Source organism: Ramlibacter sp. WS9 (genome assembly GCF_003797765.1).
GTDB lineage: Bacteria > Pseudomonadota > Gammaproteobacteria > Burkholderiales > Burkholderiaceae_C > Ramlibacter.
Genome location: NZ_RKMB01000015.1, coordinates 123,789 through 141,002 on the forward strand (window position 1 = coordinate 123,789; position 17,214 = coordinate 141,002).

At 67.7% G+C, this 17,214-nt stretch carries 16 protein-coding genes and 1 pseudogene; 5 read left to right on the top strand and 12 right to left on the bottom strand.

What is annotated here, in order from left to right:
• Positions 1–183: 183 nt before the first annotated feature.
• Positions 184–1,233 (bottom strand): lipocalin-like domain-containing protein, encoded by a 1,050-nt coding sequence (locus EEB15_RS21240; RefSeq protein ID WP_141511879.1) that lies wholly within the window; start codon positions 1,231–1,233, stop codon positions 184–186.
• Positions 1,233–3,761, bottom strand: coding sequence for an ABC transporter permease (locus EEB15_RS21245; RefSeq protein WP_141511880.1), 2,529 nt, complete (start codon positions 3,759–3,761; stop codon positions 1,233–1,235). Before EEB15_RS21245 ends, EEB15_RS21240 begins: the two co-directional genes overlap by 1 nt.
• Before the next feature lie 86 nt (positions 3,762–3,847).
• On the opposite strand from EEB15_RS21245, the gene EEB15_RS21250 reads away from it, so the two are divergent.
• Together EEB15_RS21250 and aroD are read left to right on the top strand one after the other, a co-directional pair.
• On the top strand, positions 3,848–4,819 hold the full coding sequence (locus tag EEB15_RS21250; protein WP_141511881.1) for a threo-3-hydroxy-L-aspartate ammonia-lyase: 972 nt from the start codon (positions 3,848–3,850) through the stop codon (positions 4,817–4,819).
• Positions 4,820–4,863: 44 nt separating this feature from the next.
• Entirely contained in the window at positions 4,864–5,649 is a 786-nt protein-coding gene (gene aroD / locus EEB15_RS21255) for a type I 3-dehydroquinate dehydratase (RefSeq protein ID WP_141511882.1), read from the top strand.
• Here aroD and EEB15_RS21260 read toward each other — a convergent pair.
• The 5 genes from EEB15_RS21260 to EEB15_RS21280 form a co-directional block, all read right to left on the bottom strand.
• Positions 5,646–6,314, bottom strand: a complete 669-nt coding sequence (locus EEB15_RS21260) for an ABC transporter ATP-binding protein (RefSeq protein WP_141511883.1) — start codon at positions 6,312–6,314, stop codon at positions 5,646–5,648. The two genes, aroD and EEB15_RS21260, sit on opposite strands and share 4 nt — an antisense overlap.
• Positions 6,311–7,258, bottom strand: coding sequence for a tRNA (adenosine(37)-N6)-dimethylallyltransferase MiaA (miaA, locus tag EEB15_RS21265; RefSeq protein ID WP_141511885.1), 948 nt, complete (start codon positions 7,256–7,258; stop codon positions 6,311–6,313). Before miaA ends, EEB15_RS21260 begins: the two co-directional genes overlap by 4 nt.
• Positions 7,259–7,360: 102 nt before the next feature.
• A complete protein-coding gene (locus tag EEB15_RS21270; RefSeq protein WP_199236588.1) occupies positions 7,361–8,596 on the bottom strand; it encodes a multidrug effflux MFS transporter in 1,236 nt (411 codons plus the stop codon).
• A 70-nt stretch (positions 8,597–8,666) separates the two neighbouring features.
• The gene (locus EEB15_RS21275) at positions 8,667–9,527 is read right to left on the bottom strand and encodes an alpha/beta hydrolase (protein ID WP_141511887.1); all 861 of its coding nucleotides are present in this window, start codon (positions 9,525–9,527) and stop codon (positions 8,667–8,669) included.
• Between the two features lie 37 nt (positions 9,528–9,564).
• Positions 9,565–10,161, bottom strand: coding sequence for a TetR/AcrR family transcriptional regulator (locus EEB15_RS21280; protein ID WP_233259566.1), 597 nt, complete (start codon positions 10,159–10,161; stop codon positions 9,565–9,567).
• A gap of 86 nt (positions 10,162–10,247) precedes the next feature.
• On the opposite strand from EEB15_RS21280, the gene EEB15_RS21285 reads away from it, so the two are divergent.
• Positions 10,248–10,715 carry a nuclear transport factor 2 family protein gene (locus EEB15_RS21285; protein ID WP_141511890.1) on the top strand — a complete coding sequence of 156 codons (468 nt, stop codon included), beginning with the start codon at positions 10,248–10,250 and terminating at the stop codon, positions 10,713–10,715.
• Positions 10,716–10,824: 109 nt separating this feature from the next.
• Here the strand turns inward: EEB15_RS21285 and EEB15_RS34285 are convergent.
• A pseudogene (locus EEB15_RS34285) lies at positions 10,825–10,999 on the bottom strand (transposase); the annotation flags it as partial.
• A 65-nt stretch (positions 11,000–11,064) separates the two neighbouring features.
• Between EEB15_RS34285 and EEB15_RS21290 the strand changes: the two are divergent.
• Positions 11,065–11,976 (top strand): hypothetical protein, encoded by a 912-nt coding sequence (locus EEB15_RS21290; RefSeq protein ID WP_141511892.1) that lies wholly within the window; start codon positions 11,065–11,067, stop codon positions 11,974–11,976.
• Here the strand turns inward: EEB15_RS21290 and EEB15_RS21295 are convergent.
• Together EEB15_RS21295 and mutL are read right to left on the bottom strand one after the other, a co-directional pair.
• On the bottom strand, positions 11,973–12,941 hold the full coding sequence (locus EEB15_RS21295) for an ankyrin repeat domain-containing protein (protein WP_158290185.1): 969 nt from the start codon (positions 12,939–12,941) through the stop codon (positions 11,973–11,975). The two genes, EEB15_RS21290 and EEB15_RS21295, sit on opposite strands and share 4 nt — an antisense overlap.
• Positions 12,942–13,247: 306 nt before the next feature.
• The gene (gene mutL / locus EEB15_RS21300; RefSeq protein ID WP_141511896.1) at positions 13,248–15,104 is read right to left on the bottom strand and encodes a DNA mismatch repair endonuclease MutL; all 1,857 of its coding nucleotides are present in this window, start codon (positions 15,102–15,104) and stop codon (positions 13,248–13,250) included.
• A 61-nt stretch (positions 15,105–15,165) separates the two neighbouring features.
• Between mutL and EEB15_RS21305 the strand changes: the two genes are divergently transcribed.
• Entirely contained in the window at positions 15,166–15,807 is a 642-nt protein-coding gene (locus EEB15_RS21305) for a DedA family protein (protein WP_141511898.1), read from the top strand.
• An 18-nt stretch (positions 15,808–15,825) separates the two neighbouring features.
• Here EEB15_RS21305 and EEB15_RS21310 read toward each other — a convergent pair whose 3' ends face one another.
• Both EEB15_RS21310 and EEB15_RS21315 read right to left on the bottom strand, forming a co-directional pair.
• On the bottom strand, positions 15,826–16,275 hold the full coding sequence (locus tag EEB15_RS21310; protein WP_141511900.1) for a hypothetical protein: 450 nt from the start codon (positions 16,273–16,275) through the stop codon (positions 15,826–15,828).
• 111 nt (positions 16,276–16,386) lie between these two features.
• The coding region (locus EEB15_RS21315) for an N-acetylmuramoyl-L-alanine amidase (protein ID WP_199236589.1) at positions 16,387–17,214 on the bottom strand (828 nt) is incomplete at its 5' end.

Here is a 17,214-nt window from a genome sequence, read left to right on the forward strand (position 1 = left end):
TGCGCAGAGCGCCCCGCCACCCCGATCCGGGAAGGTTGTTGGTATTCGGCCGTCGCGCGCCAACTGGGTCTCCCATGGATGCCGGGTGGCCGATGCGGCGAAATAAAGGAGGAGGAAGACCCGAGGCCGACAGGGGACATTCGCTGCATCGGCTACCCGGCGTCCATGGCTCGGGAGCAGTCGCTAGATTCGCAGCCGCTGCGAATACCCCGTCATCTCCAGGTACCCGCGCCCGACCTTCTTGCCGTTGCTGTCGAAGAGGTCGGACAGGCCCTCCCAGTAGATCGCGCCGGTCGACGCGCGGCTGTCCAGCTCCTGGTCGTCGATCACCGCCTTCACGGTGTAGAAGTCGGCGGGCGTGCGCACGATCCATTCGACGGGATAGGCCGCGCGCGACAGCGGGCTGGTCCAGCGGCGCTGCGGACTGAACACGACTTCACCGGGGCTGAAGGTGTAGAGCCCGCCTTTGCTGGAACGAAACGAGCCGCCATCCCACAGCGTCGTCCCATCCTGCCGGCGCAGGCGGAAAGCCGTGAGGGCGCTGCCGTCATCGAGGTTCATGCCGATCCAGTCCCATCCGACCGCATCGGGATGCATCAGAGCCTCGCTCCACTCGTGGTCCAGCCATGCTTTGCCCGTGGCCTGCAAACGCTGCCCGCGCAAGGCGATGGCGCCGCGAACCTCCAGCTGCGGAAAGCTGTAGTAGTAACTCGCCTGCTCGGGCTGCGGGCCCTTGCGCGAAAGGCCTTCACGGCCTTGCAGCAGCACGGGCTGGGAAGGGTTGAATTGCAGATCCAGCGCGAAGTCGGAAGAGGGCAGTCGCGCATGCCATCCGTCGGCACGGCGATCCAGCGACCAATCGCGCAGCCGTATGCGCGCATCACCCTGCGCCGCCACGGCCACGTCGAAGCCTTCGCGCGCGATGCGCTGGTCGTGCAGCAGCTTGCGCCCTTGAACGTCCGTCAAAGCAGCGTGCGCGAACACCAGCTGCTTGGCGGCGAAGCGCGACGTCATCGTCTGCGCGACATCGACACGCGTGCGGAAGAACGTGACCTGGAAGCCGAACTCGCGCTGGCCGTCGCGGGCGTGGCCCGTGACATACCACCACTCGGTGCGCAGATCGGGGTGCGCGCCGTGATCGCGGGGGAATTCGAGCTTGCGCGCGGGCAAAGCGAAGCTCCACGAAGGCGCCAGCAGCGCCGGGGCCGTGAGCATCAGCGAACGCCTGCGCATCACCAGTCTTCCTTCACCGCCAGCACGGCGTCGCGTCCGGCCGCCGAGCGCCCGGCGAGCCACGCGGTGACTGTGCCCGCTACGACGACGGCGGCGCAAAGCCCTAGCAGCCGCGCCCACGGCACCAGCAAATCCATGGTCCAGTGGAAGCTCTGCGGGTTGACGACGTGCACCAGTACCACCGAAACCGCCAGTCCGAGCGCCAGCCCCGCTACCGAACCGATGGCGGTCCACACCGCGCCCTCGGCGGCCACCAGCGCGAGGATCTGCCCGCGCGTGAGGCCGAGGTGGGCCAGCAGGCCGAACTCCTTGCGGCGGGCGAGCACCTGCGCGCTGAAGCTCGCAGCAATCCCGAAGAGCCCGATGCCGATGGCCACGGCCTGGAGCCAGTAGGTGACGGCAAAGCTGCGGTCGAAGATGCGCAGCGACACGGCGCGCAGTTCTTGCGCCGACGCGAAGTCGATCACGCCCGCTGTGCCGGACTCGTCCTGGGCCAGCGTGCGTATCGCCTGCTGCACCCGGGCAGGATCGGCGCCGGGCGCGAGCCACAGCTGCAGCTCGTTGGCGCGCCGGTCGCCGGTCAATCGCTCGAAGTCGCGCCGCTCCATCGCGATCGAGCCGTTTTGCCGGACATAGTCGCGCCAGACGCCGGCAACGAAGAACGTGGCGGTGGATGACGCTGCGAAAGCCGACGACAGCGGTGCGAACACCTGGCCCGGCTTCGCGCCGTACAGATCGACCATCGCCTCGCTGACATACACCGGAATTTGCCCGGCCGGGGCCGTGAACGCGGTCCCCACCATCGGCAGCGTTTGCGCCGGATCGTCGATCTGCCGAGCCAGCAGCGCGACGGCGGGCATCGCCGGATCGAGCAACAGGGCCCGCGAGCGTTGCGCTGCCACGCGCTGCACACCGCCGACGGCGCCGATCCCCTGCACGAATTCCGGCGAGAACCACACCGTGTCGGAAGCGGCTGCGGACAAGGCGGTGCGCACGTAAAGGTCGGCGGGCAACACCACGTCGAGCCACCGGGTGACCGAGTCGCGGAAGCTGGCCACCATGACGGTGAGCGCGACCGCGAGGCTGAGCGACGCGACGACGCCGCTCACCGCGACCGCCGCGCTTTCGCGAACGCGCCGCGCCCGCTCCACCGCGAGCAGTGGCAGCAAGTGCCCGGCCAACGCCGGTGCGACGCGGTCGTACAGCAGCCCCACGACCCACGGCAGCGCCGTGATGCCACCGACCAGCAGCAGGCCGACCGAAACGTATGCGCCCACCGGCAGCCCCGCAACCGGGGGCACAAACGCGAGCGCGGCGCCGGCGGCGATCATCGCAAGACTGATGCTGCGCCGTCCCGCTCGCACCGCGCCGGCCCCCAGTCCCTTCAACGTCTGAGCCAGCGGCAACTGCTGCGCCGCGTGGGCGGGAAGCCAGCCCCCGGCACCGGCAGCGGCGATGCCCAGCAGCGCATACACCATCGCGGCGGCCGTGCTCCACTGCAACTGCGGCGCGGTGCCCGGGAAATAGCCGCCGCCCAGGTCGCCGCCGAGAATGCCCAGGCCCAGGTCGGCCAGTGCGGTGCCGAGCGCGATGCCGGCGATGCTGCCGGCGAGGCCGAGCAAGATCGATTCGGCCAGCACGAGGCGCAGGCGCTGGGCCGCCGTCAGCCCGAGCACACCCAGCAATGCGAACTGCTGCGCGCGGCGTGCCACGCTCAGCGACAAGACCGAGTACACGAGGAAAGACCCGGTGAAGAGGGCGACCAGCGCCAGCACCGTGAGGTTCACGCGGTAAGCGCGCGAGAGATTGTCGACACGCTGCGCGGCGTCGCCCGGCTCGGTGGCCACGACGCCCGCCGGCAGGTTGAGCGCCTTGATGAAACCCACGCGATCCACGCCGGCCTTGAGTCTCAGGTCGATCCGTGAGAGCTGGCCTTGCCGCGCAAACAAGTCCTGGGCCGCGCCCAGGTCCATCACCGCCAGCGGGCCGCCGCCCACGGCGACGGTGCCGCCGGCCTGGACCTCCCGCATTTGCAGCCCGCTTTGCAGGCGCAAGCCGGGCCCGGAGCCGAACATCTGGCGTGCTGCAGGATTGAGAAAGACGGTGGCCGGGGCAAACAGCGCGAACCGATCGGCGCCCGCGGCAGGCACAGGCATCAGGGCCGGCGCGACCGACGCCACCAACAGGGCGTCGACGCCGACGATGCGGATCGGTTTGCGTCCACCGCTGGCCGTCACGGCGAGGGTAGATGCCTCGAGCACGGGGCTGGCCACGGCGACGCGTTCGTCCGCCGCGACACGTGCAAACAGGTTCTCGTCCAGGCTTCCCTGGACGGCGCGAAGCTCCAGGTCGGGCTGGCCGCCCGCCGAGCGCACCGCGCTGGAAAATTCGCTCAGGGCCGAAGCATTGATCAGGTGAACAGAGAACGCCAGGGCCACGCCCAGCATGACGGCCAGTGCCGCGGCCGCGCTGCGCCAGGGGTGGTGGCGCAGCTCCTGCCAGGAAAAGGTGCGAAGCAGGGCGAACATGTCGCCCATTGTCGCGCCGAGAAGAGATCGGAACCGCGCAGTGGCCTCCACCGACGCCCAGCGGCGCGGTGCGCTAAAGTCAACCCATGCCACAGCTACCCACCTACGACGACGTCGCCGCGGCCGCACAGCGGCTGCAAGGCCAAGCCCACCGCACGCCAGTGCTGCGCTCATCGACTGCCGACCGGCTGCTCGGCGCGCAGGTGTTCTTCAAGTGCGAGAACCTGCAACGCATGGGCGCATTCAAGTTTCGCGGCGCCTACAACTCGCTGGCCAAATTCAGTCCGGCGCAGCGCAAGGCGGGCGTCATCGCCTTCTCTTCCGGCAACCATGCGCAGGCCATCGCGCTTTCGGCTCGCCTGCTCGGCATCCCCGCCACCATCCTGATGCCGCTCGATGCGCCCCAGGCCAAGATGGACGCCACGCGAGGCTATGGCGGCGAGGTCATCACGTTCGACCGCTACACGCAAGACCGCGAACAGCTCACGGTGCAGCTGGCGGCCGAGCGCGGCCTGACGCTCATCCCGCCTTTCGACCACCCCGACGTGATGGCCGGGCAAGGCACGGCGGCGAAGGAACTGCTCGAAGAGACAGGTCCGCTAGATGCCCTGTTCGTCCCCTTGGGCGGCGGTGGGCTGCTGAGTGGCACGGCGCTCTCGGTGCGGGCGCTGGCGCCGCAATGCAAGCTCTACGGTGTGGAACCCGAGGCGGGCAACGACGGCCAGCAATCGCTGCGCGCGGGCCGCATCATCGACATCCCCACACCCAAGACGCTGGCCGATGGGGCACAGACCCAGCACCTCGGCAAGCTTACTTTCGAAGTGATCCGGCGCGATGCGGACGACATCCTCACGGCCAGCGACGCCCAGCTGGTCGAAGCGATGCGCTTCTTCGCGGAGCGCATGAAGATGGTGGTGGAGCCGACCGGTTGCCTCGGCTTCGCGGCGGCCCGCCATGCCGGGTTGCCCCTGGCCGGCCTGCGCGTGGGGGTGATCGTGAGCGGCGGCAACGTTGACCTCGCGCGTTATGCGCAGCTGATCGGCGCGAACGCCAGCTGAGCGGTTCGCACAAGCGTTCTTGAGTGCGTTCGTACAATGGGTCGATGCGACTTCAAGCGATTCAACTGAAAGGCAACGCGGCGGGTGTGGGCCGTTTCCCTGCGATCTGCGCCCCCCTGGTGGGCCGCTCGCAAGAGCGGCTGTTGGCCGAGGCAGCCGTCGTGGCAGCCAAGCGGCCCGACATCATCGAATGGCGTGTCGATTTCTTCGAGGCTATCGGCGACGCCGCCCAGGTCGTGGAATCGGCGCGACGCATCAAGCAGGTCACCGGCGGCATCCCGCTGCTGTTCACGCGCCGGTCCGCCCGCGAGGGCGGCGAGCCGATTGCGCTTGCGGAAGCGCAGGTCGTCGCGCTTTACGAGGCCGTCTGCCGTGCCGGCGATGTGGACTTCGTCGATTTTGAAATGGGCAACGAGCCAGAAGACTTGCGCCAGGTACGCGAGCTCTCCCGCGCCCAGGGCATCCAGTTGATCCTCTCGTTCCACGACTTCGCGCGCACGCCGCCGCTGGACACATTGAAGCAGCGCTTCGCCCAGGCGGCGCAGCTCGGAGCCGACGTGGCCAAGGTGGCCGTCATGCCGCAGGGCATGGACGACGTGCTGACGCTGCTCTCGGCCACGCTGCAATCCAGCGGCGAACTGAAGATCCCGCTGGTGAGCATGTCGATGGGACGCTTCGGCGCCATCACCCGGATGTGCGGCTGGGCCTTCGGGTCGGCCATGACCTTCGCGGTCGGCGAGAGCAGTTCGGCGCCGGGGCAGATGGAGATCGCGGACGTCGAGGCTGCGGTGTCGCTGCTGCAGAAGGCGATCCGGCCGCAGGACCTCTAGCGTTTCGTCGTCACGCCCTCGCTGGTCAGCAACAGCACGCGGTCGGCTCGCGCGGCCGCGGCCTCCGAATGCGTCACCAACACCAGAGATGCGCCATGCTCGCGCGTCTGCGCCAGCAGCACGTCCATCACTTTCTGCGCCGTTGCCGGGTCGAGGTTGCCGGTGGGCTCGTCGGCCAACAGCAGCGCGGGTTTGTGAATCAGCGCGCGAGCGATCGCGACGCGTTGCAGCTGGCCGCCCGAGAGCTGCTGCGGCAGCCGCGTGCCGAGGCCTTGCAGCCCGACGGCGCCGAGCATTTTTTCCACCCGCGCTTCATCGCGCTGCTGCAGCAGCATCAGCGGCAGGGCAATGTTTTGCGCGACGTCAAGATGCGGCAGCACGTGGAAGGCCTGGAACACGAAGCCCACCGAGCGCCGGCGCAGCAGCGCGCGTTGGTCGTCGCCCAGTGCGGACAAGTCCTGGCCGCAGAGTTCGACCGAACCTTCATCCCAAGTGTCGAGCCCGGCCAGGCAATTGAGCAGCGTCGACTTGCCCACCCCGGACTCGCCGACGATGGCAACAAATTCGCCAGTGGCCACTTCCAGTGAGACGTGGGCGAACACCGTGGCTTCGCCGTAGCGCTTGGCCAGGTTCCGGACCGAGAGTGTGGGAGCGGTGCCCGTCATACCAGTGCCTTCACCTGCGCCAGCAACTCGTTCAGCGCGTCGGGCGAGTCGCAGGCGATGACGCGGCGCTGCGGCATGCTGCGCAGCCAGGTGAGTTGGCGCTTGGCCAATTGCCGTGTGGCGAAGATGCCCCGGTCGCGCAGCAGCCCGACGGGGAAGGGCGTGCCGGGTGCGCGCGCTTCATGCGCATCGAGAATTTCCCAAGCCTGCCGGTAGCCGACGCAGCGCATGCTGGGCAGGTCGGCGTTCAGGTCCCCACGCGCACGCAAGGCCTTCACTTCGTCGATGAACCCGGCGGCGAGCATCGCGCTGAAGCGTTCGGCGATGCGCTGGTGCAACCACGCGCGATCGGCAGGTTCCAGCGCGAAAAGAGGGACGCCGCTCCAGGCCGAGGGCGTGCGCTGCTGGAGTGCGTGGAAGCTGGAGAGCGGCTGGCCCGAAATGCGGAACACTTCCAGCGCGCGCTGGATGCGTTGCGCGTCATTGGGCGCGAGCCGCGCGGCGGTGACCGGGTCGATACGGGCCAGTTCGGCGTGCATCGCGGGCCAGCCCTGCAAGGCGCCTTGCGCTTCGAGCTCCGAGCGCACTTGGGGATCGGCGGCCGGCATCGCATCGAGGCCTTCGAACAGCGCCTTGAAATACAGCATGGTGCCGCCTACCAGCAGCGCGAGCTTGCCCCGGGCGTTGATCTCGCCCACCACGCGCGCCGCGTCGGACGCGAATTCGGCGGCGCTGTAGGCGTGCAGCGGGTCGCGAATGTCGATCAGGTGGTGGGGTGCGGCCGCGCGCTCTTCGGGCGAGGGCTTGGCCGTGCCGATGTCCATGCCGCGGTACACCAGCGCCGAGTCCACGCTGATGATCTCCGCGCCATGCGCCTGGGCCAATGCCATCGCGGCGGCGGTCTTGCCCGACGCCGTCGGCCCCGCGAGAGCAATTACTTTCATGTCAGCGGGTCTTCGCAAGCGGCCGCCGCGGAACCGGCTTTGCCGGGCCGCTGGTGGCGCCCCCTTGAGGGGGAGGCGGCCGCAGGCCGCTTCGGGGGTGGGTCATTTCCGGGGGTCGCCGTGCCTTTGCACCAACGTCCATGCGGTGGCGCTGATGCAGACGCTCCAGAACCACACGCCGTTGGTCAGCGCGAACACCGTGCCGTCGAGCCGCGTGCCGACCCAGCTGCCCACCGCGAACGCGGCGACGGTGGAGAGAAAGCCGTTGAGGGCCGAGGCCGCACCGGCCGCCTGGGGGAAGGGCCCGACCGCGCCGCTCTGGCTGCAGGGCTGGTGGACGCCGTGCGCCAGCATGAAGAGAAGGAAGGGCAGCATGATCGCCCAGCCGTTGTGCACGCCCGCCAGTGCCAGACCGCCCAGCAGCGCGCCGCCTGTGAGTGTGAGCACGCCCGCGATGGCGACCGACTTGCGCAGGCCGAAGCGCGACAGCAGGCGCCGGCACATGAAGGTGCCCAGCATGTAGACGAAGGCCATCACGAACATCAGCAAGCCGTACTGGGTGCGGCTAAAGCCCAAGACCTTGATGAAGACGAAGGAGGACGAGGCGAGGAACGTGAACAGGCCGGCGTACGAAGCCGTGGACAGCGCCGACCAGGCCAGGAACGTGGGGTTGCGCAGGATCGTCGCCCACGTGGCGACGAGCGTGGCAGGTCGCAGCGCCAGCGGGTTCTTGTGCGGCACGGTTTCCTGGAAGCGCTGCGCCACGAGCGCCAGGGTCAGCGCGCCGAAAACCGCCAACGCGGTGAGGGCGTAGCGCCAGCCCAGCGCGTCCGTCAACAAGCCGCCCAGCGGCGCGCAGGCGCACGCGATGATGCCAAGCCCGGTGAGACCCTTGGACATCACGCGGGCGCCGCTTGTGGGCTCGTAGAGGTCACGCACGATGGCTCGTCCGCACATCACGGCGGCGCCCATGGCCACCCCTTGCAAAGTCCGCCAGACGATGAGCAGCGGCATTGACGGCGCAAGCGCGCAGCCGATCGACGCCAGCGTGTAGGCGGCGAGCCCGCAGAGCAGCACCGGCCTGCGGCCAAAGCGGTCCGACAGCGGGCCCCAAACCAGTTGGGACAAGCCAAACGCGAGGAGCAAGGTGGTGAGGGTCAGCTGCGCCTGGGAGACCGGCGCGCCGAAGCCTTCGGTCAATGCCGGAAGCGCCGGCAGGTACAAGTCGGTGGTGACGGGCTGGATGCCCAACAGCAGCGCCAGCACCACCACCACCAGGCCCGGCGACATGGCGGCGGCCGGCGGGGGCACGAGGGCTTGCGGGGGCGTGGCGGACATCCGGTCGAGGGTAGCAGAAGACCTGTCCGCACCCGCCGTGCCCGCTCCCCCGTGCCGCGGGCCTTTCAGCTCACCGTGGCCACTGCGGGCTGAACAGTTCGGCCAGTGCCGCGCGGTACTTGGCGGCGCCCATGGCCATGGTGCTGAAGTGCGAACCGCCTTCGACCAGCACGAAGCGCTTGCGGCCCTGCGCCGCATCGTAGAGCTTGCGGCCCAGCTCGTTGTGGATCAGGGCGTCGCTGTCGCCGTGCACCACCAGGAGCGGCGAGCCGATCCTCGACACCTTGTCGACGGACTCGAAGCGTTGGGTGATGAGCGGCCCGACGGGCAGCCAGCCCCACTTCATGGTGCTGGCGACGTCCGGGATCGACGTGAACGTCCCTTCGACGATGGTGCCGCTTTCGTCATCGACCCGCGCCGCCAGGTCGATCGCGATGGCGCCGCCCAGCGAATGGCCGAAGACGAAACGCGGGCGCTGCGGAAATTTCGCGGCCAGCCAGTCCCAGGCCGCGCGGGCGTCCTCGTAGGCCATCTCTTCCGACGGCAGCCCAGGCGAGCTCTTGCCGAAGCCTCGGTAGTCGATGGCCAGCACGGAGAAGCCGAGCTCCTGCATGCGGCGGATGCGCGGGGCCGAGCCCGCCACATTCCAGCGCGCGCCGTGCAGGTACAACAACACGGGGCCGTCGGCGGCGCGAGTTGCAGCCGGCAGCCAGAGCCCGTGCAGCTTCGCCGGCAGGCCAGTGACCTTGGAGTCGAAGGCGATCCAGGCGTCGTCCATGTCGCGCGCCATCTCGGCGCTGCCGCCCCAGCTGCGGTCGCTGGGCTGGAAGATCCAGGCGCGCTGCTTCTCGTCCAGGGTCGTGCAGCCCATGGTGAGTGCCAATGCTGCAGCTGCGGCAGCCGCCGCGGCGAGGAGGGTGCGGAATTTCATACTGGGTGACTGAGCCGTCGCGGCCGAAAAAGTTCGCCTACCCGCCAACGTGCTGCAACAGCCACCGTGCCAGCTGCCCGGCCAATTCACCTTCAGGCGGCGCGGCCACAGGCAGGGTGTCGAAGACCTGGTTGATGCGCAGATGCGCCAGGCCATGCGCCATGCTCCAGCCGGCCAGCGCGAGTGGCATCGCCTGCGAAGGCGCCACTTCCTTTGCTGCATCCAGCAAAAGAAAGAACGATTGCTCGGCCGCTGCTTTCAAGCCTGGGTAACGAGCCTTGGATGCCAGCAGCGGGCCGAACATCAGGCGAAAGCGCGTGGGATGGCCGGCCGCGAAGTCCACATAGGCTTCGCAGACGGCGACCAGCCGATCGCGGGCAGTGACCCCGGCCGCCGCCGCCATTGCCTCGCCCAAGCCTGAGAAGCCGCGTTCGGCCACAGCGGCCAGCAGCGCATCGCGGCTTTCAAAGTGGTGATAAGGGGCGCCGTGCGAGACGCCCGCATGGCGGGCCACCTCCCGCAGGGTGAGGGCCTCCGGACCGCTTTGGGGCAGAAGCACCTCGGCGGCGTCGAGCAGAGCCTCGCGCAGGTTGCCGTGGTGGTACGTCGGAATCCTGGCTTTGGGCATGCCCATCTTGACATGAGAAAGATACGAGTCTACTATCCGACCGCTATCTTTCTTGTGTCTAGATAGGGCCGGAAGCGCCCAAGGAGCGAGCCATGTACCACTTCGTCGTGCGCCGCAAGCTGCGGCGCAGCTTCCGCGACATCAACGCCGGCCGCTATGCCGCGATCGTGGCGCAGTTCGCACTGCGCCACACGCATACCATGTTCGGCCCGCACGCGCTGGGCGGGCAGCGGCGCACCCTTGCTTCCACGCGCGAGTGGTACGCGCGGCTGCAACGGCTCTTGCCCGACTTGCGGTTCGAAATCCAGTCGATGGCCGTCACCGGCTGGCCGTGGGACACCCGTGCGCTCGTGAGCTGGACGGACAGCTTCACGCTGCCGGACGGATCACCCGGCGCCAACCAGGGCGTGCACGAAATGAAGCTGGCGTGGGGCAAGGTGGTGTCGCTGGAAGTGCATTGCGACACGGCGAAGCTGGCGGCCTATTGCGCGCGGATGCAGGCGCTGGGTGTGGTGGAGGCGGGGGCGGAGCCGATTGTGGATGCGGTCGGAACAGCGTAAAGCGGGAAGGCGCCAAAGCGACGCGCTCGGGTTGACGTGCCAGTCCGCCTGTCGGGTTTGACGGTTTGATTTATACCTGCGTAGATTCAACGAGCAAGTGCAACGCTGATCAGTTCCGATGATATAGCTTTGCTGGTGTGTTGAATCCCAATCTCTTTCTTGGTCTGTTGTTCAAGTCGTCTGCGATGTGATCGCATTGGGCCTGCGTGACCGAACGCGTGCGGGTTCCCTTTGGACAGATACTGCCGAAGCAAGCCGTTGAAGTTCTCGTTGCTGCCCCGTTCCTGCCGACCGGAGATCGGGCTCCGCCGGCAGCGATCGCGCGCGATACTACGACCCGGAGGGGATCATGACGAGTCTGGTCGAATCGCAAAGTGGCCGCAGCCGCGTTGTTGCCGGCGTGGCGGTGGCCTATCTGGCCTTGGCCGGCGCCGTGCTGTGGCTCTGGCTGGCCCGCACCGGCGTGGACACCTCGCCGTTGATTGTTGCCGTGTGCTTTGCACCGGCCGTATTGGGCGCGGCACTGGCGTTCACGTCCACGGAAGACCAGACGCAGTACATCGCCCGCGTCCTGGCCTGCGTTTCATTCACGCCAATCCTGCTGCTGTTCTGGGGCACCTCGCTGGACCCGGATGTCGCCATGCCCGAGCGGGCGGTCTGGCCGTTCGCCGTGGCTGCGGCCATCGGCCACGCCGCGGCCTTCGTGGGCTTGATTTTCTGGGGTGGCTCCTTCGCGACCCTGGTGCCGGCGGCGCCGAACATATCGCCGTCGCAAGCGCAGGAGCTGCGGGCGCGTCTGCTCGCGCTCGGGCGAACAGGCGCGCCGCTCGATGTGTCAGGCGAGGTGGGCAGCGTTGTCGTTGCCGCTCTGCGCCTTGCCACGGGCGAAGAGCGCGGCCATCGCGTCATCCTCAATCTCCATCCCGCGCGGCGCGTGGTGCGCGTGCAGGAGAAGCTGACGGCCAGCGGCGCCCGCCCGCAAGATGCGGACGAAGCCAGCATGCGGGGCCCGGGCGACGACTCTTTCGACCCGACCCGGCCGACGGCCAGCCGCGTCTCGGGGAAGACCGCGCAGACCCGCATGATCGATCCGCAGCGCTTAGCCGCCATTCCGCTGCGCATGTTCGGCGAAGCAGTGGAGTTGCCACATGACTTCGCAAGCTCGCTGGCGCCGGACGACACGGTGACGCTGCTATGCGCGGTGGTGACGCGCTCCGGCTGGCACTGGCAACCTGTGTTCTTCGGCTCCGGGGGCGGTTAGCGCGAAAACCATTTGCGGCGTGGTGTGGCTTTCTCGAGCAATTCCATCGTCGCGCGGTACCGGCCGGTGGACCACTTGGTGCGGTCATGCTGCCACGCTGCGATGTCCAAGGGACGAGCGCCTTTCTCGATCACATGAACGGGATCTGAGCCCCACTCGGGCGCCAGCCCATCGCGATGCTCGAAGTTCGCGCTGCTTTCCGCGGACGGGTCCGCGCCGCGCGCCAACAACCAGCGAACGCCCTCGTCGTTGCCGGCAAGCGCAGCCATGTGCAGGGGCGTGAAGCCCTGCTTGTTGCGCACGTTGACGCCGGCAACCAGGAATGCGTCGTGATACTCCCGGTGCAAGGGCAGGTTGCCTTGATCGTCGGCGGCCAGCGGGTCCGCGCCCGCCGCGATCAGCACGGCGGCCACGGGGGCTGCGGAAACATGGAGCGGCGTGGCGCCCCTGGCATTGCGCGGCATGCGCTGGGCGCCCGCTTTGAGCAACAGGCTGACGCACTCCACGCAGCCGGTGCCGGCGGCCCAGTTCAGCGGTGTGCCACCGTACTTGTCGCGAGCCTCCAGGTCCAAGCGGGCGGCGATCAGTGCGGCAACCATTTTCGGCTGCTGCGCCGTGTGCAGATAGGAACAGGCCCTGTGCAGCAGCGTTTCGCCATGCGGACCGATCGGCGTGCGCCCGCCATCAGAGCGCAGCATGGCAATCACCGAGGCCGAGTCGCCGGCCGCAAGCGCGTTCTTGTAGTCATCAAAGTCCGAGCTGGATGCACTCAAAGGGACCATGGCAAACCAGATCGCGGCCAGGCGGAATGCCATCTTCAGCGCGCGACGTGGAAAATCCAGGGTTCTCATTGCATATGGGTTGGCAAGATCGATTCCGACAGTAACAGTAGCCATGGACTTGCGCTTTCGAACGAGTTGATGAGACATTCGCACTTCCCATCGGGGCACTTCGTTGCCGGTCACCGCAACACGCGGCCAGAGGACGCCCATCCTGTCCCGGTACTACTGCTCTTCGGTCCATCCGGCGTCGGCAAGACTACGCTGGCTGAACACTTGTCGAAAGTTCTTAACTGGCTCCACCTGGATACGGACCTGCCCCCTCCCGGCAGTAGCCATCGTGCTCAGCGGCGGAATTTCGGAACCGTACTCGGAGCGCCGGGCGGCCTTGTTGCCCTCGCAACTGAACTTCGCCAATGTGCGGCTGCTGCTGGCTCAAATGGCGTCGTTCAATCCTTTCAAGCGGGCCTGACCACGGCAGTCCGCTTGACTCTAACGCCCACGCATAAACAACGCGTCCAACTCCCGCACCGTCAGCTGCCGCCACGTCGGCCGGCCATGGTTGCACTGGTCGGATCGCTCGGTCTCTTCCATCTGCCGCAGCAGCGCGTTCATCTCGTCGAGGGTGAGCTTTCGATTGGCGCGTACCGCGCCGTGGCAGGCCATGGTGCCGAGCAGCTCGTTTTGCGCCCGCTCGATGACGGTGCTGGCGTCGTGCTGCGCCAGTTCGGCCAATACGCTGCGCGCCAGTTCGACGGCGTCGCCTTGGGCCAGGCTGGTGGGGACGGCGCGCACTGCCAGCGTCTTCGGGGAGAAGGGGGTGATCTCCAGCCCCAGCGTTGAAAGCGCCGCCCCAGAAGCCTCGGTGGTTGCGATTTCTTGCGGCGTGGCGGCGAAGGTCGCCGGGATCAGCAGTGGCTGGCTCGAAAGCCGCGAGACGCCTTCGCCGCCGGCGCTGCTGTCCATCTGCCGCTTGAGGCGCTCGTAAACGATGCGCTCGTGCGCCGCATGCATGTCCACGATCACCAGGCCCTGGTTGTTCTCGGCAAGGATGTAGATGCCCTGGAGTTGCGCGATGGCGCGGCCCAGCGGCCAGTCGCCGGCAGGCAAGTCACTCGTTCGGGCAGAACTTGTCGAAGCTTCTGAAGACCGATTATCCGGAGCTTGCGGTAAGGCAGATTCAAGGCGCACGGGTGGGCCCGGCTGCCACAACGCAGACAGGTCCGACACACGATGGCCGGCCGGCTGCAAGTCCATCGCCGGTTGTGCCCAAGCCATGAACGCCTGCCGCGCTGGTTCCGACCCGGACGCGGCTGCAGGCACGAGTGCGGCGGCGGCGCCTGCCCGAGGCGCGGCCAAAGCGTATTCCACTGCATGCCGCACCGCCTGGTGCACTTCGCGGCTGTCGCGAAAGCGCACCTCGATCTTGGTGGGGTGCACGTTCACGTCGACGCGCGCCGGGTCGATTTCCACATAGAGCGCGTACACCGGCTGCCGCTGGCCGTGCAGCACGTCTTCGTACGCGCTGCGGGCCGCGTGCGTCAGCACCTTGTCGCGCACATAGCGGCCGTTGACGTACGCGAACTGCTGGTCGGCGCGCGAACGTGCCGCGTCGGGGATGCCCGCGCGGCCGGTGACGCGGATCGTGCCCGCGGAATATTCCACCGCAACGCTTTGCTCCAGCAACTCGCTGCCCAGTACGTCGGCAAGGCGCTGCTCTCGCGTCGCGGGCCGCCACTGTTCGACCAATTTGCCTTCATGCCAGATCGCGAAGCCTGCGTCGGGCCGGGCCAGCGCATGGCGGCGGACAGCCTCGATGCAATGCGCCAATTCGGTCGCGTCGGTCTTGAGGAACTTGCGGCGCGCCGGCGTGCTGAAGAACAGTTCCTTCACTTCCACCGTGGTGCCCGTCGCGCGCGCGGCCGGGCGCAGTTCGCCGGTGCGGCCTTCGAGCATGAAGGCGCTCGCCTGGTCGGCCGTTCGCGAGAGCAGGTTCAGTTCCGACACCGACGAGATCGCGGCCAGCGCTTCGCCTCGAAAGCCCATGGTGCCCACCGATTCCAGGTCGGCCAGCGACGAGATCTTGCTGGTCGCGTGCCGCTTGAGCGCGGAGGGCAGTTCCTCCTGCGGGATACCGCACCCGTCGTCTTCGACCGAGATCAGGCGAACGCCGCCGGCCAGCAGCCGCACGGTGACTTGCCGCGCGCCCGCGTCGAGTGCGTTGTCCACGAGTTCGCGCACTACCGAGGCGGGGCGCTCCACCACTTCGCCGGCCGCGATCTGGCTGATCAGTTCATCGGGCAGTTCGCGGATCGGGCGGCGCGGGACGGGGGCGAGAACGGCGTTCATGGAGTGGGCCTCATTGTAGGGAAAGCCCGCGGCCGCACCCCGCAAGGGATAATCCCCGCCCATGGAATTGCTCGCCTTCGCCATCGACTTCATCCTGCACGTCGACAAACACCTCGAAACCTTCGTCACCAACTACGGCAACTGGGTCTACGCGCTGTTGTTCCTGATCATCTTCGTGGAGACGGGCGTGGTGGTGATGCCCTTTCTTCCCGGCGACTCGCTGCTGTTCGTGGTCGGCGCGATGTGCGGCGTCGGGCTCATGAGCTATCCGGTGGCGGTGGGCCTGCTGCTGGCGGCCGCTATCCTGGGCAACCAGAGCAACTACACGATAGGCCGCTATTTCGGCCCCAAGGTGTTCCAGTGGGAGGACTCGCGCTTCTTCAACAAGAAGGCGTTCGACCAGGCCCACGCGTTCTACGAAAAGTACGGCGGCATCACCATCGTCGCCGCGCGCTTCATGCCCTTCCTGCGTACGTTCGCGCCCTTCGTCGCGGGCGTGGCGCAGATGACGCGCAGCAAGTTCAGCTTCTACGACGTGACCGGCGGCGCGCTGTGGGTGGGCGGCATCATCACCGCAGGGTATTTTTTCGGCAGCGTACCGTGGGTCAAGGCCAACCTCGACAAGATCATCTGGGCGATGATCCTCATCCCCGGCGTTTTCGTGCTCCTGGGTGCGTGGAAGGCACGGCGCAAGGCGGCTTGACGCTGGATTTGTCGGGCGTCACGCGCAGGCCGTCATGCGGCGCATCGTGGTCGCCAACAGACGTGACACCGATTTGAGCGAATCGGGCGGCGGCTGGTAGCCGGCGCCGGCGGTCACGCCGCACACCAGGGTGCCGGCTTCGATGCCTTCCTGGCTGAAGACCGCCACCGCATCGAACTGCGACGTGCCGCAGCGCGCCTCGAGCAACTCGCGGCCGTAGGCTTCCTCGAACGGGTTGCAGCGCTGGTCCGACGACGCGCCGCCTCCGATGTGGCCGTTGGACAACTGCCCGATGAACACCATGTCCATGCCGAACGCGCCGCGCAGGCGGTTCAGCACCGGGACCAGCGCCTTGAGTTGCGGAGAGTCGCTGTCGTCCCCGGTCGCGGCCGAGAGTTCGCCTTCAAGCACGATCATGCCGGGAAGCTGGTTGCCCGATCGCTGAAGTTCTGCCGCGCTGGTTTGCATGTGCTGCTCCTGTTGCTTGCCTGCACTGAGTAAACCGCATGTAACCAAGCGTTCGGTAGGGAAGATGCGCAATGCGTTGGGTGGAGTTTCTTAACCCTTAAGCATTGGCCGTCACACGGACCGGCTGCGCGCCAGCGGCGGGTTCTTCGCGAAATAGCGGTGGATGCCGCGCATGATCGCGTCGGCCAGCTGTTCCTGGTAGGCGTCGCTGCGCAGGCGCTGTTCTTCCTCGGGGTTGCTGATGAATGCTGTCTCCACCAGCACGCTGGGGATGTCGGGCGCCTTCAACACCGCGAAGCCGGCTTGCTCGACCTGGCCCTTGTGCAGGCGGCCGACGTTGCCGATCTCGCCGAGCAGCGCGCCGCCGAGCTTGAGGCTGTCGTTGATCTGCGCCGTGGTGCTCATGTCGAGCATCGCGCGGGCCACGTGCGCGTCCTGGCTCTTGACGTTGACGCCGCCGATCAGGTCGGCCCTGTTCTCCTTGTCGGCCATCCAGCGCGCCGCACTGCTTGAAGCGCCCCCCTGGCTCAGGGCGAACACGCTCGCGCCGCGCGCCGTGGGCGTCATGAAGGCGTCGGCATGGATGCTCACGAATAGGTCGGCCTGGACCCGCCGCGCTTTCTGCACGCGCTGATGCAGCGGCACGAAGAAGTCCGCGTCACGCGTCAGGTAGGCGCGCATCGGGTTGCCGTTGATGACGCTGGCGTTGATGCGCTCACGCAGGCGATGCGCAATTTGCAGCACCACGTCTTTTTCGCGAGTGCCGTTCGGTCCCACGGCGCCGGGGTCTTCACCGCCGTGGCCTGGGTCCAGGGCCACGATGATGAGGCGATCGGTCTTCTGGGGCGCGCCGGGCCGCTGGGCCGGTTCGGCCGGCGCGGTCGCTCCCGGCACGCGGGGTTTGTCGAGCTGCTGCGCGATGAGGTCGCCCAGCGGGTC